This window comes from Nostoc sp. KVJ3 (genome assembly GCF_026127265.1).
Classification (GTDB): domain Bacteria; phylum Cyanobacteriota; class Cyanobacteriia; order Cyanobacteriales; family Nostocaceae; genus Nostoc.
This window is the reverse complement of sequence record NZ_WWFG01000001.1, coordinates 1552327-1569985: the sequence shown is the minus strand read 5'-3', so window position 1 is coordinate 1569985 and position 17659 is coordinate 1552327. Positions and strand designations below refer to the sequence as shown.

The window sequence follows — 17659 nt, the reverse complement described above, 5'->3', positions numbered from 1 at the left end:
CCCGACAACTTTCGCGAAGTCGGGGATCTGAACCCCTTGCTGGAGAACAAATCAAAATCACCAAAAACTATACCGGAATTTCAATAATAAATTCTGTACCCTCACCCAAAACAGAGTTAAAACTCAATTTTCCGCCGTGTATTTCTTCCACAATTTGACGAGCGATCGCTAACCCTAACCCCGTTCCTTTACCAACAGCTTTTGTAGTAAATAAATGCTCAAAAATCTTTTGTTTTACTGATTCACTCATCCCTTTACCGTTATCAGTAATGGCAATTTTCACCTTTTCATTTGCGACCGATGTTTGAATGGTAATGCAGTTAGGATTGGCTTTAATTTCCTCAAAACTGCGTCCATCATTAGATTCATCTAAGGCATCAATAGCATTAGCAATAATATTCATAAATACCTGATTTAATTGACCGGGAAAGCAATTAATCACTGGTATATTACCATAGTTAGTGACAACTTCAATGGCCGGACGAGTCTCGTTGGCTTTGAGACGATGGCGTAAAATCAAGATGGTGCTATCAATGCCTTCGTGGAGATTGAAGGTTTGTTTTTGGTCGCTATCGGCACGCGAAAAAGTACGAAGACTCTTGCTGATAGATTTGATGCGATCGCCGCCATCTTTCATCGCTCTGATTAACTTGGGTAAATCACCCCGTAAATATTCCAGGTCGATTGTCTCTAATTCTTCTTCAATTTCAGTTCCTGGTTGGGGGAATTTATTGTTGTAGAGGTCAATCAGCCCAAATAGTTCATTGATGGAATCTTGGACAGCAACAACGTTGCCAATAATGCAGCCAACGGGATTGTTGATTTCGTGGGCAACTCCAGCGACTAAGTTACCTAGTGCTGACATTTTCTCACTTTGGACAATTTGGAGTTGGGCATTTTGCAGATTGTTTAATGCCTGTTCTAGTTGTTGAGCATATTGCTGAGAACGCTCATAAAGTCGAGCATTTTCTAGAGAAATGGCAGCTTGAACGCAGAGTAAATTGAGTAGTTCAACGCGATCGCTTGTAAAGGCTCCAGTGGCTAAGTTATTCTCCAAATACAACACACCAAGCAACTTCCCCTGATGCAAAATCGGACTACACAAGATACTCTTAGGCTGCTGTTGCTGAATATAGGGGTCATTAATTAATTGCGAATGGACTGTGGCATCAATAATCACGGTAGGTTGTAAGCTACGTTTGACAGTATTAATTAAGCCAACTGGTACATATCTTGACTCTTCAGCTGATTCTGGATTAGTGAGTATTTCGTTTTGCACACCCATAAGAGCTAATGCTCGAATCATTAAATTACCTGACTCCATCAGCATTAACACACACTTATCAGCACCGGCATTTTCAATGACGATTTCAAGCAACGATGCAAGCAGTTTTTCAAATTCGATTTCGCAAGAGATAGTCTGAGAAGCTTTGAGAATGGCAGCTAAATCTAAAGCCACAGAGACGCTACTGCTGGTACTGGGGGAACTGGTGGATGTGACACTCTCTAAAGCAAAGATAGTTTCGTGAGTAGAGAAACGAGAACGGGTTTGCTGGAGGATGGGAGCAAGCAATTGGGGATAGCGTTTTTCTAAATCGATGACTTTGGCTTTAGCACCCCATCGGGCATAGCAGTAATATGCTTCTTGCATATATACTTGAGCTATTTTTTCTTTATCCCAATCCAGGTAGAATGTAGCGGCCAGTTCATTGCTGAGTGCTTCTTCTTGGATATAGCCGTTTTCTTTGGCTCCCGATATGGCGCGATCGTATAAATTTATTGCTTCTAGTTTTTTACCTAATACGCGGTGTCGTTCTGCTTCTACCAAATGAAATTTGTGCAGAAAGTTCATCGGGGCATAATTTGCCCAAAGGCGTAGGTTTTGCTGATTATGATCTATTTGCTGACAGTAATTTTGTCGTGTATTTTCATCAACATCTTCAGAACATTTTAATAATGATAATGACCAATATAAATTGTGGATAAACACTGAAAAGACCCCAGGAATTGCTAAGGTATGAGGGTATGCTAAATTCCCCTTTTCGAGAGCTTGACTATATTCACCATAAAGATAGTGAAGAATTAGTTTGGACACGTAAACAGCAACTAAAGGATTATGACTATTGTCGTGGATTAGTTTAGATAGTCTCTGATGTTCATTAAAACTATCACCGATCAAATACACTCGTTCTTTCCCGATATTCAATAAATTTTCCGTTAACTGTTTCCAAATACTTCCGAATTCTCTGCAAAACTCATGTGCGATTTCTTTACCAGCAATCTGAATGTATTTCTCTTGTTTTCGATGAACTTCTGGTAAGTATTCACCTACCCATAAAGTATGATGACATAAATGCATTGCAGCATAGCCTGCGTACTCAGTATCACCATTATCTAATCCATCTTTTAATGCTTCTAATAATGATGGTAATGTGTTATTGAAATGCTCTTTCCAATACTGTATATGAGCTGCAAAGAGGAGATGAACTTTACACTTAAACTCACGACTCTCATAAATTTCTAGGAGTTTTAAGGCAATTTTCCCAGCATGATAGCCATCTTTGATCTCCCCTTGACCACACTTGAGCCAACCGTAAGCAGCATAGACATAACAAGCAAGCTCTGATCTGCCAAATTCTAAAGACAGGTTAATCAGTGTGAGAACAAATTCTTCAAATCTGTTCGTAGTTAAAAATACTGCTGGCAAAACACTGATCAACATTTGCATTGCAGCAATTTTATAGGGATTGTTCATTTCTAACATACTGTCAATATCAGATAGTGTAGGTAATTTAACGCCTTTTTTCACTAATTCTGGACTGGCAATCTCAACGTTTAATTCATCTAGAATTTGTAATCCTAATTCCAGGGAATTATGCAATCTGTTTTGTACCACAAGATATTGAATCTTTAAGTCATAAATTTTAATTTTGTCTAAAATTGTCTGTGCTGATTGCAACACCTTTGCTGCTAGATGTTCCATTTTGTCAAATTCCCTATTCAAATAAGCAGCTTCAGCAGATGCGATGTAGAGGTTTAGGGTTAATTCATACTGATGAAGCCAACAGTTACTATCTAGTAGCTCAATTCCTGTTTGTAGATAATCTCCTGCTGCTGCGTAGGCTGTGGAATTTCTAGCTTTATGACCAACTCTTAAGTTCATTTTTGCTAATGCTTCTCGTTCATTTGCTTGAGTAATTAATTCCTGTCCCTTATTCAAATGCTCGACGATATCAAACAGTTTTTCTTCTTGTTCTATCAAAGAGTAATTTTCGACGAGTAGCTGTCCAATTTTTAGATGCGTTGCTGTTTTTTGATGCTCAGGAATCAGGGAATAAGCCGCTTGCTGTACTCTGTCATGTAAAAATCTATATTTAGCTATTTGTTTACTATAGTTATCATTCTCCTGCACCAATTTATTATTACTCTCTTCCTGATAATATTTATAAATATCATTAATTGGTAAAATCAAGCCTTCTTGTAAAGCTTTCCACAAGTCAGTAGCCGTTTCGATTTGGTGTTGTTCTGAAACAATTGCCAAAGTTATTAAATCAAACTGGTTGCCAATACAAGCAGCTAATTGCAATATATTTTGAGTTGAGGGAGGCAGTTTTTGTAATTGAAATGCCATAAAAGTAACAACATCATCTGTAACTGCTTGCTGAGTTACCAGTGCAATGTCACATTGCCAACAGCCTAATTCAAAATCAAATAGAATCAGTCCATCTTGATGTAAGGCTTTCAGAAACTGGGTAGCAAAAAATGGATTACCTTGAGTTTTCTGATATATTAATTGAGAAAAAGTCAGGGATAAATCTTCTGAACATTTTAGGCTTTCAGAAACTAATTTATTTATTTGTATTTGGCTGAGTGGAGCTAAAATAATTGTATTTATCGTTGTATTTGTTTTCTGAATTTCACTCAAAGTCAATATTAATGGATGGGCTGGATTGATCTCGTTATCACGATATGCACCTATTAAAAGAAGATGACTTGTATCAGCCATTAATAATTGTATTAAATTCAGTGATGCTGAATCTGCCCATTGCAAATCATCTAAAAACATCACTAATGGATGTTCAGCAGTGGTAAAGACCTGGGTAAACTTCTGAAATAACAAATTAAATCTATTTTGTGCTGCCGTTCCTAATAATTCTGAAACCGATGGTTGCTCACCTATAATTCTTGATAATTCCGGGATGACTTCAATAATTACCTGTCCGTTTTCACCCACAGACTCTAATATTTTATTTCTCCATTGCTGAATTTGTGCATCACTTTCTGTTAATAATTGCTCCATTAAATCTTGGAATGCTTGCACAAATGCGCTGAAGGGAATATTGCGATTAAATTGGTCAAATTTCCCTTTGATAAAATAACCGCGTTGTCTAACAATAGGTTTATGAACTTCGTTGACAACTGCCGTTTTACCAATACCGGAAAACCCAGCAACCAGCATCATTTCTGTTGCACCAAGGCTGACTCTATCAAATGCTTGGAGTAGGGTTGATACTTCGGTTTCTCGTCCATAGAGTTTGTCGGGGATGATGAAGCGATCGCACACATCCCTTCGTGCAATCTCAAAGTCATTTATCGTACCAGAAACTTGTAGCTGATGTAAACAATTTTCTAAATCAAATTTCAGTCCTAATGCACTCTGATATCTATCTTCTGCATTTTTCGCCATTAATTTACTGACGATTTCTGAGAGTATAGATGGAACTTTTGGGTTAATTACATGAACCAAAGGCGCTGATTTAGCAATATGATAATGTACCAATTCCATCGCATCATTTGAGAGAAATGGTAAAACTCCAGTGAGTAATTCGTAGAAGGTTACACCTAAAGAATAAAAATCAGTCCGATAGTCAATTCCGCGATTCATTCTGCCAGTTTGTTCTGGAGAAATATAAGCGATTGTTCCTTCTAAAATATTGGGGCTGAGGATGCTTTGCGTTTCTCGTGGTAGTAGAGATGCAATACTAAAGTCAATTAATTTAACTTCTTTGGTTTTAGGATTAATTAAAATATTGCTTGGTTTGATGTCCTTATGAATAATCCGCTCTCGGTAGAGTATATCTAAGGCATTGCAGAGTGCGATCGCTATTTCTAAAAACTCCTGTAGAGACGTTGCGTGTAACGTCTCTACATGGGTAAAATAATCTTTTAAAGAAATCCCACCAAAATCCTCCATCACCAGCGCATAACCATTTTGATAGGCTTCCAGACTATGGGTAGTGAGGATGAGAGGTGAGTTAAGATTTTTAGCAATGGTGTACTGATTGCGAAACTGCACCAATTCGCTAAAACCCGGATATGGATTCTTCAACAGTTTAATGACTACAGGTAATGAGTCATTCTCTCGATACCCTCGATAAACTAGGGTTCTAGAACCATTGTAGAGTTCTTCACTGATGCGATATCCGGGAATACTGACAAGAGGGTTAATCATATTGCTAAATCCTGAAGTTTTCAGATTTAGTATTCCCAGATATCTAAAGTTGTTTAACATTCAAGAGAGAAATTATACAGGGATTTCAATGAGAAATTCTGTACCTTCACTTATAACCGAATGACAACTCAATTTACCCCCGTGAGTTTCTTCGACAATTTGCCGAGCGATCGCCAATCCTAACCCTGTCCCTTTACCAACGGATTTCGTAGTAAATAAATGGTCAAAAATCTTTTGTTTAACCGACTCGCTCATCCCCTTACCATTATCAGCAATAGCAATTTTAATTAGATTATTTTCTTTTGAAGTTTTAATGGTAATTCGGTTAGGATTGGCTTGAATCTCTATCAAACTTCGTCCAGAATTTGACTCATCTAAAGCATCAATTGCATTTGCGAGGATGTTCATAAAGACCTGATTTAATTGACCAGGAAAACATTCTAATTGAGGTAAATCATCATAATTTGTTACCACTTCAATCGCTGGACGTAGTTCATTTGCCTTGAGACGATGTTTTAAAATTAAAATTGTGCTATCAATACCTTGGTGGATATTAAATGGCACTTTATAATCTCGATCGGCACGAGAGAAAGTTCTTAAACTGGTGCTGATATTTTTGAGCCTGTCACAGGCCATCGTCATAGAATCAATCATTTTTGGCAAGTCTTCTAAGGTATAATCTAAGTCAATCTCGATTGCATGTTCGATAATCTCATCAGTGGGATTAGGCTGGCTGACCTGATAAAGTTTTAAGTGTTCAACAATATCGGCAATGCTGGGTTTAGCTTGTTTAAGACTGGCAGCAATAAAACCAAGAGGATTATTCATTTCATGAGCTACACCAGCAACCAAGTTACCCAATGCAGACATTTTTTCACTTTGCACCATTTGTAATTGCGCTTGTTGTAGTCCTTTGAGAGCTTGTTCTAAATCAAGTGATTTTTGCTGCAAAGCAAGTCCTGCTTTTTTGTGGCTGCTAATATCTCGCATTACAACCACTGCACCGAGTTTGTTACCCGAAGAATCAACGATCGCTTGTCCGCTAGCTAACAAAATTCTCGTAGAACCATATTTCGGCACAATGACCATTTCGGCATTTTCGACTATTTCGCCTTGAAAAGCCCGAAATAAAGGGATTTCTGTGGTTGATAAGGGGGTTTTACCATCAGATTGATAGAGATTGAAGTGTTCTGCCCATTGTTCTGGGGGTAAAGATTTTATTGGTAAGCCATGAAACTCACAAGTTGCGTTGTTGAATAAAGTCAACTTGCCACTAGCGTCACAGACAACGATTCCATCTGTAATATTGTGAATGATGGCGTTTAAAAACTCTCGTTCTTTGGCTAGAGATGCTTCGACTTGTTTGCGATCGCTAATATCAATCACAAACCCGTCCCATAGGGTTGCGCCATCAGCTTGTCGTGTTGCCCGAGCAGCAGATTGAACCCATTTCACGGTTCCTGAAGGCAGAATAATCCGCCATTCTTGCTCAAAGGGTGTCAGATTTTGAGCAGAGTAGGCAATTGCTTCTGCAATAGCTGCGTCATCTTCAGGATGATGCATACTATAAAGGCTATACATCCCTGTCATCACTGACTCTGGCGTTAAACCATACAAATCCAAACAGCCAGAGCTAACGTAGGGTGTTGAAGTTGAACCGTCGGCTGCTAGACGGAATTGGTACACCATCCCAGGAATATTATTCGCCAAATTTTGGAAGCGGATTTCACTATCCTGCAATTTTGCTAGAGATTGTTCCAACTGTTGAGCATAGTTCTGGGAATTTCGATAAAGTCGGGCATTTTCTAAAGAAATGGCAGCTTGAGCGCAGAGTAAGTTTAGCAGTTCAATGCGATCGCTTGTAAAGGCTCCAGTGGCTAAGTTATTCTCCAAATACAACACACCAAGCAACTTCCCCTGATGCAAAATCGGACTACACAAGATACTTTTGGGCTGCTTTTGTTGAATATAAGGGTCATTAATTAATTGTGGATGTACGCTAGCATCAATAATCACGGCAGGTTTTAAGCTGCGTTTGACGTTATTAATTAAGCCAACTGGTACATCAATAGAGTCTTTAACGGGTTGTGGGTTGAGCAACATTGAAGAAAAATCAACTTTGGTATTTCCATTATTTTCTAGATTCAACCCCGCCAATGCCTGAATCAGTAAATTATCGGACTCCATTAGCATTAATACACACTTCTCGGCTCCAGCATTTTCGATGAGAATAGAAAGCAACGATGAAAGCAGTTTTTCAAATTCGATTTCGCAAGAGATAGTTTGAGAAGCTTTGAGAATGGCAGCTAAATCTAAAGCAATAGAGACGCTACTGCTGGTACTGGGGGAACTGGTGGATGTGACACTCTCCAAAGCAAAGACAGTTTCGTTAGTAGAGAAGGGAGAACGGGTTTGCTGTAATATGGGGGCCAGGAGTTGAGGATAGCGTCTTTCCAAGTCGGCAACCTTGGCTTTAGCGCCCCAGCGAGCATAGCTGTAGTAGGCGTTTGTTATATATTCCCCAGCTATGCGGTGTTTACCCCAGCCGAGGTAAAATTTGGCGGCTAGTTCGTTGGCGAGAGCTTCTTCGTTGATGAACTGATGTTTATTAGCAAGAGTTATGGCTTGGTCATAACACTCAATGGCTGCGATTTTGTCACCCAAAACTCGATACCGTTCAGCCTCCACAAGATACCATTTATGCAAGTGATTCATCGGAGCATTTTTCGCCCACTGGTGGAGAGTTGTTTGATGGGTTTCCACTTGGGTAAGAATTTCAGCTTGCTCTGGTTCTGACTGTGTGGGGAAGAGTGCTAGATGCGTCAGTGCTGCATAAAAATGGAAAATGGGAAAATAAATTAATCCCGATGTTGACATCAAATACGGATTGGCTTGACCAATGTAGTTAAGCGCAACCTGATAATTGCCATAAGTGTAAGCCAGCAGCAGTTTATAGATATAAGCAGTAGCGATCGCAGTGAGTTCATGATCCTGATGGTGCTTCGGAATCATCACCGTTTCATCGTAGGACTCACCAATTAAGCAATCTGGTTGACTTACAGTTTCCCTCAAATTCTTAACTGTTTGCCACGTTATGCCGAAATAAACCAGAGCAGAAAATTGTTTCATCTGAGCCAAAGTGACGCTATAAGCTGCTCGTTCAGGTTCGCAAGTATCCAGTTCCACCCCAGCAAAAAAGCTGGCATGGCTATCACATGATAAGTTATAGCCACCGTAGATAAAATCACCAGTGTCCATACCAGCCGTATAGCCATCTTTCAGTGTCAGTCTCGTTGCCCTCAATGGTTCTTGTTGATGCTGAATGTAAGCTCCAAATAGATGTAGAGTTACGGACTTAAGTTCGGGTGTATTGAACCGCTCTAGTAAGGAGAGCGCTAATTTACCAAAATTGTAGCCATTTTCAACTTCTCCCAAAAAGGTACACAGCACCATCCCGTGAATCACATACCCCACTGTTGATGCCGGTGCATTGCCAAACTGAAGCGATAAATTCACCATCGTCGCGCTCAGGAAGGGCATTAAACCTGGTATTCCTAATAAAACTGGTGCAAACAATGTTCCTAACAGTTGCATCGCGGCTTGGGCTGTGCGATCGCTCATAACTGGCAAATCAAGCAGTTCCGCAATCTGTCTGCCCTGAAGCTGGCTAGCAACGGCTTGTAAGGCTTTGTCAATCTTGGCTTCATCAACTTCGGTGGGGAATTCAACTCCTAATTGTCCTAGTACATCTCTCGCTATGGCAATAGCTTCCAACGTCTGACTCTGGGCTGTCTGGGCAGCAATCTTAATTTCATAGATTTTCACTTTGTCTAAAATCGTCTGGGCTTTTTGCAAAATTATTGTAGCTAGCTGTTCCATGCCATCAAAATCACCATTCAAAGAAGCAACTTCGGCAGCCGTAGCATACAGATTTAGAGTCAATTCATACTGATTTTGCCAACAATTTGTCTGTAATAACTTTATCCCCGTTTGCAAATAAACCCTTGCTGCTGCGTAGGCTGTAGAATTTCTGGCTTTAACTCCAGCTTTAAAGTTCAGTTGAGCAAGTACTTCTCGTTCGCTCACTTGAGTAATGAACTCTTGTCCTAAATTCAAATGCATGGCAATATCAAACAGTTTTTCATCAAGCTCTATTTGGGATAAATTTTGTAGCAGTAATTGTCCAATTTTGAGATGAGTTACTGTTTTTTGTTCATCGGGAATCAGGGAATAAGCAGCTTGCTGGACTCTATCGTGTAAAAATTTATAAGAAACTGTTATTTGTTCATTGTCACTGAGCATTTGTTTTTGTTCATCTTGACTATTAACAAATGACTCTTGTTGATAGAACTTATAAGTATCGCTAATTGGTAAAACTAGCCCTGATTGTAAAGCTTTCCACAAATCAGCAGATGTATCGATTTCTGATTGTTCTGAAATAATGGCTAAAGTTGCTAAATCAAATTGATTGCCAATACAAGCTGCTAATTGCAACACCTTTTGAGATGATGATGGCAGTCTTTGCAATTGTTTTGCCATGAAGACTACAATATCATCTGTAACTGCTTGCTGATTCACTTGGGCAATGTTATATTGCCACCCCCCCCTTACCAAGGGGGGAGTTGGGGGAGTGAATTGAATCAGCTTATCTTCGTATAGTGCTTTGAGAAACTGTGTGGCAAAAAACGGATTACCTTGAGTTTTTTGATATATTAATTGAGAAAGAGACCATGCTAAATCTTCTGGACATTTAAGTGTGTCAGCAACTAACTGATTCACTTTTGTTTGACTCAATGGTGCTAAAGTAATTGTATTAATCGTTGCTTGTGTTTTAGCAATTTCACCCAAGGTCAATATAAATGGATGTCCCGAATTGACTTCGTTATCACGATATGCACCAATTAGGAAAAGATGACTTGTATCAGTCATTAATAACTGCATTAACTTCAGCGATGCCGAATCTGCCCATTGCAAATCATCTAAAAACATCACTAAGGGATGTTCAGCACTGGTAAAGACTTGTGTAAACTTTTGGAACAATGAATTAAATCTATTTTGGGCAGCACTTCCTGATAATTCTGGTACTGGTGATTGTTGACCAATAATTATTTCTAATTCGGGGATGACTTCAATAATTATCTGTCCGTTTTCACCGACAGCCGACAATATTTTACTTTTCCATTTTTTAATTTCAGGATCGCTTAGAGTTAATAATTGCTCCATTAAATCCCGAAATGCTTGTACAAATGCACTAAAGGGAATATTGCGATTAAATTGGTCATATTTCCCTTTAATAAAATAACCACGTTGTCTAACAATCGGTTTATGAACTTCGTTGACAACCGCAGTTTTACCAATACCGGAAAACCCCGCAACCAGCATCATTTCTGTTGCACCAAGGCTGACTCTTTCAAATGCTTGAAGTAGGGTTGATACTTCGGTTTCTCGTCCATAGAGTTTATCAGGGATGATGAAGCGATCGCACACATCCCTTCGCGCAATCTCAAAGTCATTTATCGTACCAGAAACTTGTAGCTGATGTAAACAATTTTCTAAATCAAATTTCAGTCCTAATGCACTCTGATATCTATCTTCTGCATTTTTCGCCATTAATTTACTGACGATTTCTGAGAGTATAGATGGAACTTTTGGGTTAATTGCATGAACCAAAGGCGCTGATTTAGCAATATGATAATGTACCAATTCCATCGCATCATTTGAGAGAAATGGTAAAACTCCAGTGAGTAATTCGTAGAAGGTTACACCTAAAGAATAAAAATCAGTCCGATAGTCAATTCCGCGATTCATTCTGCCAGTTTGTTCTGGAGAAATATAAGCGATTGTTCCTTCTAAAATATTGGGGCTGAGGATGCTTTGCGTTTCTCGTGGTAGTAGAGATGCAATACTAAAGTCAATTAATTTAACTTCTTTGGTTTCAGGATTAATTAAAATATTGCTTGGTTTGATGTCCTTATGAATAATCCGCTCTCGGTAGAGTATATCTAAGGCATTGCAGAGTGCGATCGCTATTTCTAAAAACTCTTCTAGAGACGTTGTATGTAACGTCTCTACACGGGTGAAATAATCTTTTAAAGAAATCCCACCAAAATCCTCCATCACCAGCGCATAGCCATTTTGGTACGGTTCTAGGCTGTAAGTCGCGATGATTAGGGGCGAATTAAGATTTTTAGCAATTGTGTACTGATTGCGAAACTGCACCAATTCGCCCAAACCAGGATAAGGATTTTTCAACAGTTTAATGACTACAGGTAATGAGTCATTATCTCGATACCCTCGATAAACTAGGGTTCTAGAACCATTGTAGAGTTCTTCACTGATGCGATATCCGGGAATACTGACAAGAGGGTTAACCATATTGCTAAATCTTGAAGAGTTTCAGATTTAGTATTCCCATACGGGTGAAGTTGTTAAACAATAACAGCAAAAATCATACCGGAATTTCAATGATAAATTCTGTCCCTTCTCCAAGTGTAGAAATACAGCTTAAACGTCCCCCATGTTTTTCGACTACAATCGAGTAGCTAGTTGACAAACCCAAACCTGTAGCCCTACCAATAGGCTTCGTAGTAAAAAATGGATTAAATATCTTATTTTTTACTGATTCACTTATGCCTACACCGTTATCTGCAATGCAAATCAGTACTTTTTGGGGCTTGAGGAATTCAGTCCGAATCACAATTATAGGTTGACGATTGACATCTAATTCTTCTAAGGCATCAATAGCATTATTGATAATATTCATAAACACCTGATTCAGCGCAGAAGCATAACAATTAACTAAAGGTAGTTGACCATATTCTTGAATGACTTTAATCTCTGGATAATTGCTATTATTGTTCAGTCGGTGCTGCAAAATTAAAAGAGTGCTATCAATACCAGAATGAATATCTACTGGTTTGATTTCTGCTTCATCCAAGCGAGAAAAATTCCGCAGTGACAGCACAATTTGACGGATGCGATCTGCTCCAGACTTCATTGATGACAGCAGTTTTGGTAAATCATTCAATATAAACTCTAATTCCATATCAGCGATTTTTTCTGTAATCTCTGGTAATGGTTCTGGATATAATCGCTGGTATAAATTATTTAATTCAATTAAGGATGCAACGTATGCACTTGCTGGTTCTAAATTACCATAGATAAAATTAATGGGATTATTAATCTCATGAGCAATTCCAGCAACTAGCTGTCCCAATCCAGACATTTTTTCAGATTGAATTAGTTGCGCCTGAGTAGAGTAAAGTTCTTCTAGTGTTGATTCTAATTGAGTGCAATAATGGTTTAGTTCTTGGGTGCGTTCTTTGACTTTTTGCTCCAGAATATGGGAATAATCTTCTGATTGGCGATAAAGTTGGGCATTTTCTAAAGAAATTGCGGCTTGAGTCGTGAGGAGATTGAGAACTTGTAAGCGATCGCTGCTAAACGCCCCTGCGGTCAGGTTATTTTCTAAATAAAGAATACCAATTAATTTTCCTTGGTTGATGATGGGTGTACACAAAAGACTCTGGGGTTGCTGCTGTTGAAAATAAGGGTCAGATGTTAGGGAAGTTTTAACGATTGGATTATCAATAAGTAAGGTTTGACTGGTACGAGAAACATAGTTAATTACACTCACTGGAATATCTTGGCTTAATTCTACAGGTATAGATTGTTGTAAAGTGGTGTGAATTTCTGTGCTAGTTGTTTTTAAAATGGCAGTTGCTTCTATAGTTAAATTATGATTTTTAGATAATATCAAAGCGCATTTATCTGCACCGGCATTTTCGATAACTACTTGCATCAAACTCGATAATAATTGCTCTAGTTTAATTTCACCCGATAGTGCTTGGGAAGCTTTAAAAACAGTAACTAAATCTAAGTTGCTGGAAATACTTATACTATTAGATAAGACATTTTTAGCAGCTAAATTTATGATAGTATTATCTAGATTGAGGCCGATTTGTGGCTGCTGGAGTATGGTTGCTAATAATTCGGGATAGCGTTGTTCTAAGTCTGCAACTTTAGCTTTTGCTCCCCAACGAGCATAACCGTAGTAAGCATTTGTCAGATAAATTTGAGCAAATTGTTTTTTACCCCAATCAAGATAGAATTTAGCTGCTAGCTCATTGCCTAGTGCTTCTTCGTGGATGTAGCCATTTTCTTGAGCCAGTTGAATGGCGCGATCGTACATTTCAATGGCATCTAGTTTATTACCTAAAACCCGATGCCGTTCTGCCTCAAGCAATTGCCACTTATGCAAATAATTCATGGGCGCGTGCTGTGCCCATTGCTGGAGAGTGTTTTGATGGGTTTCTATTTGGGTGATAATTTCAGCTTGCTTCTGTTCTGACTGAGTGGAGAAAATCGCCCAGTGTGTCAGGACTGCATAGAAATGAAAAAAGGGAACACAAAGCATTCCCGATACTGCCATTAAACACTGTTTGGCTTGGGAGATATGGCCTAGGGCAGCGGTGTAATTGCCAAAGTTGTAGGCTAGTAGTAGTTTGTAGATATAAACTTGAGCGATCGCAGTCAGTTCATTATCCTCATAGTGTTTGGGAATCATCACCGTTTCATCGTAAGCAGTGCCAATCAAGCAATCTGGCTGAGTCACTGGTTCTTTAAAATTCTGGATCACTTCCTGTTTGATATCCAAATAAACCTGAGCAGAAGATTGTTTCATCTGTCCCAAAGCAGCCCGATAATCTGCCATTTCTGATTGACAATTATCCAGTTCTACCCCCATGAATAATTTGAGATCGAAGTAACTGGCTATGTTGTAGCCAGCGTAGAGAAAATCACCAGTTTCAATACCGGCAGTATAGCCACTTTTAAGTGTTAGGATGGCTGCCTTGATAGCTGCCTGACGGTGCTGAATAAAGCACCCAAACAAAACCATAATCATCGACTGGAATTTGCGGGCATTAAACCGTTCTAGCAAGGAAAGCGCCAATTTTCCAAAAGCATAACCTGTTTCGATTTCTCCGAAAAAGGCACACACCACCATACCGTAACTCGCATACCCCGCAGTTGATGCTGCTGTATTCCCAAACTGGAGTGATAAACTTACCATCGTCGCACTCGACAGCGGCAATAAAGCCGGCATTCCCTGGAGAATAGCTGGTAATAAGATTGCTAACAGTTGCATAGCTGCCTGAGTTGTGCTACCTGTCATTATGGGCAGTTCGCTCAATTCTTCAATTCTTCTACCCTGGAGTTGACTGACAAGGGTTTGTATTGCTTTGCCAATACTGGCTTCGTCAGGTTCGTTGGGTAATTCAACCCCCAATTGCCGTAACGCCTCTCTACCCACTGCGATCGCTTCTAACATTCGACTCTGGGCTGTCTGGGCAGCGATTTGAATTTCGTAAATTTTGATTTTGTCTAAAATTGTCTGCGCCGATTGCAACACCAATCCAGCAAGATGTTCCATACTTTCAAAGTCAGCATTTAAATAGGCAACTTCGGCAGCAGCAATATAGAGATTGAGGGTTAATTCATACTGACTTTGCCAACAGTTGGCTGTGAGTAACTCAATCCCCGTTTGCACATATACCCTTGCTGCGGCGTAAGCTGTAGAATTTCTTGCCTTGATTCCAGCTTTTAAGTTAAGTTGAGCTAATGCTTGGCGATCGCTCACTTGAGTAATTAAGGCTTGTCCTAGATTTAAGTGAAGGATAATATCAAACAGTTTTTCCTCTTGATTCATCTCGGAGAAATTTTCTAGGAGTAACTGTCCGATTTTTAAATGAGTTGCTGTTTTTTTGTCGTCAGGAATCAGTGTATAGGCAGCTTGTTGGACTCGATCATGTAAAAACCTATAAGTAACTGTCATTTGTTCGCTATTTTCTAATGAGATATGCGCTTCACCTTGCCGCAGTGAATCATAATAAAATTTATAAACATCAGTAATCGGTAAAATTAATCCTTCTTGCAACGCTTTCCATAAATAGTCAGCCGTTTCTATCTCTGATTTTTCTAAAACAATTGCCAAAGTAGCTAAATCAAACTGATTGCCAATACAAGCTGCTAACTTCAGAACATTCTGTGTAGATAATGGTAGTTTTTCTAACTGCAATGCCATAAATTCAACTACATCATCTGTAAGCGCTTGCTGACTTACTTGTGTTATGTCACATTCCCAACAGCTTGAGTCAAAGTTAAATTGAATCAGCCTATCTTGATGCAATGTTTTGAGGAACTGGGTAGCAAAAAATGGATTACCTTGAGTTTTTTGATACACTAATTCAGAAAGAGATAATGCCAAAGTTTCTGAACATTTAAGTGTATCAGCAACTAACTGATTCACTTGATTTTGACTGAGGGGAGTTAAAGTGATTGTATTAATCTTTGCTTGGGTTTTGACAATTTCGCTCAAGGTCAACATTAACGGGTGTGCTGGATTGACGAGGCACTGCGTTGGACGGGTTTCCCGGCTTGTTCGCGTAGCATCTCCGACAGGAGAAGCAAGTGCCGTTTCATTATCACGATATGCGCCAATTAAGAAAAGATGACCGGTATCAGCCATTAATAACTCTATTAACTTCAGTGAGGCTGAATCTGCCCATTGCAAATCATCTAAAAATATCACTAATGGATGTTCAGCACTTGTAAAGACTTGGGTAAATTTTTGGAATAATAAATTAAATCTATTTTGGGCAGCTATTCCTGATAATTCTGGCGCTGGTGTTTGTTGACCAATAATTATTTCTAATTCGGGGATGACTTCAATAATTATCTGTCCATTTTCCCCAACAGCTTCTAAAATATTTGTTTTCCATTGCTGAATTTGGGCATCACTTTCTGTTAATAATTGCTCCATTAAATCCCGAAATGCTTGCACAAATGCACTAAAGGGAATATTCCGTTGAAATTGGTCAAATTTCCCTTTGATAAAATAACCGCGTTGTCTAACAATGGGTTTATGAACTTCGTTGACAATAGCAGTTTTACCAATACCGGAAAACCCCGCAACCAGCATCATTTCTGTTGCACCAAGGCTGACTCTTTCAAATGCTTGAAGTAGCGTTTCTACTTCGGTTTCTCGTCCATATAATCTATCGGGGATGATGAAGCGATCGCACACATCCCTTCGTGCAATCTCAAAATCACCAATCACACCAGTTTCTTGTAACTGAGTCAAACAATTCTCTAAATCAAATTTTAATCCTAATGCATTTTGATAGCGATCTTCAGCATTTTTTGCCATCAGTTTTTTGACAATTTCTGATAGTACAGATGGGATTTGGGGATTAATTGTATGTAGTAAAGGCGCTGGCTTGGCAATATGACAATGCACCAATTCCATCGCATCATTTGATAAAAATGGTACTTCACCTGTCAGTAGTTCGTAGAAAGTTATACCCAGAGAATAGAAGTCAGTCCGGTAGTCAATGCCGCGATTCATTCTGCCAGTTTGTTCTGGAGAAATATAAGCGAGTGTTCCCTCTAAAATGTTGGGACTGATGATGGTTTGGGTTTCTCGTGGCAATAAAGATGCAATACTAAAGTCAATTAATTTAACTTGTTTGGTTTCAGGATTAATTAAAATATTGCTGGGTTTAATATCCTTATGAATAATCCGCTCGCGATAGAGTATATCTAAGGTATTGCAGAGTGCGATCGCTATTTCTAAAAACTCCTCTAGAGACGTTGTATGCAATGTCTCTACACGGGTGAAATAATCTTTTAAAGAAATCCCCCCAAAGTCTTCCATCACCAGCGCATAGCCATTTTGGTAGGGTTCTAGGCTATAGGTGGCGATAATTAGGGGTGAGTTGAGATTTTTGGCAATGGTATACTGATTGCGAAACTGTACCAATTCGCCCAAACCCGGATAAGGATTTTTCAGCAGTTTAATTACTACAGGTTTGTGGTCAGTCTCCTGATAACCCCGATAAACTAGGGTTCTAGAACCATTGTAGAGTTGTTCGCTTATTTGATATCCGGGAATACTGGCTAGAGTGCTTACCATATAGCTAAATTCTGAAGACTTTCAGATTTAGTGTTCCCAGATATAGCAATCATAAATCAGCCATGAGAGACAAGATTACTGACAATTTTGATGAAGTCGGGAATCTCTAACTTTTAATTTAGGACTTACGCAAACAATATCTAAAACCCTGATTCTATGGTAGGGGCAATTCATGAATTGCCCCTACAGCGCGTCCTTTTGCGTCAGTCCTATAATTCTTAGAATTTGTGAGA

At 39.0% G+C, this 17659-nt stretch carries 3 protein-coding genes; all 3 read right to left on the bottom strand.

Going from position 1 to position 17659, the window contains the following annotated elements; translation table 11 throughout:
- Positions 1-67: 67 nt before the first annotated feature.
- The 3 genes from GTQ43_RS06305 to GTQ43_RS06295 all read right to left on the bottom strand — a co-directional run bounded on the left by GTQ43_RS06305 (position 68) and on the right by GTQ43_RS06295 (position 17426).
- Positions 68-5452, bottom strand: coding sequence for an ATP-binding sensor histidine kinase (locus GTQ43_RS06305; protein WP_265271616.1), 5385 nt, complete (start codon positions 5450-5452; stop codon positions 68-70).
- Positions 5453-5524: 72 nt separating this feature from the next.
- Positions 5525-11827, bottom strand: coding sequence for an AAA family ATPase (locus tag GTQ43_RS06300; RefSeq protein WP_265271614.1), 6303 nt, complete (start codon positions 11825-11827; stop codon positions 5525-5527).
- Between the two features lie 73 nt (positions 11828-11900).
- Positions 11901-17426 (bottom strand): ATP-binding sensor histidine kinase, encoded by a 5526-nt coding sequence (locus GTQ43_RS06295; protein WP_265271612.1) that lies wholly within the window; start codon positions 17424-17426, stop codon positions 11901-11903.
- Between the last annotated feature and the right edge of the window lie 233 nt (positions 17427-17659).

Excerpts from the sequence above, each read along its gene's own strand:
- GTQ43_RS06295 (WP_265271612.1), bottom strand. The coding sequence starts at position 17,426 with ATGGTAAGCACTCTAGCCAGTATTCCCGGATATCAAATAAGCGAACAA.
- GTQ43_RS06300 (WP_265271614.1), bottom strand. The coding sequence starts at position 11,827 with ATGGTTAACCCTCTTGTCAGTATTCCCGGATATCGCATCAGTGAAGAA.
- GTQ43_RS06305 (WP_265271616.1), bottom strand. The coding sequence starts at position 5,452 with ATGATTAACCCTCTTGTCAGTATTCCCGGATATCGCATCAGTGAAGAA.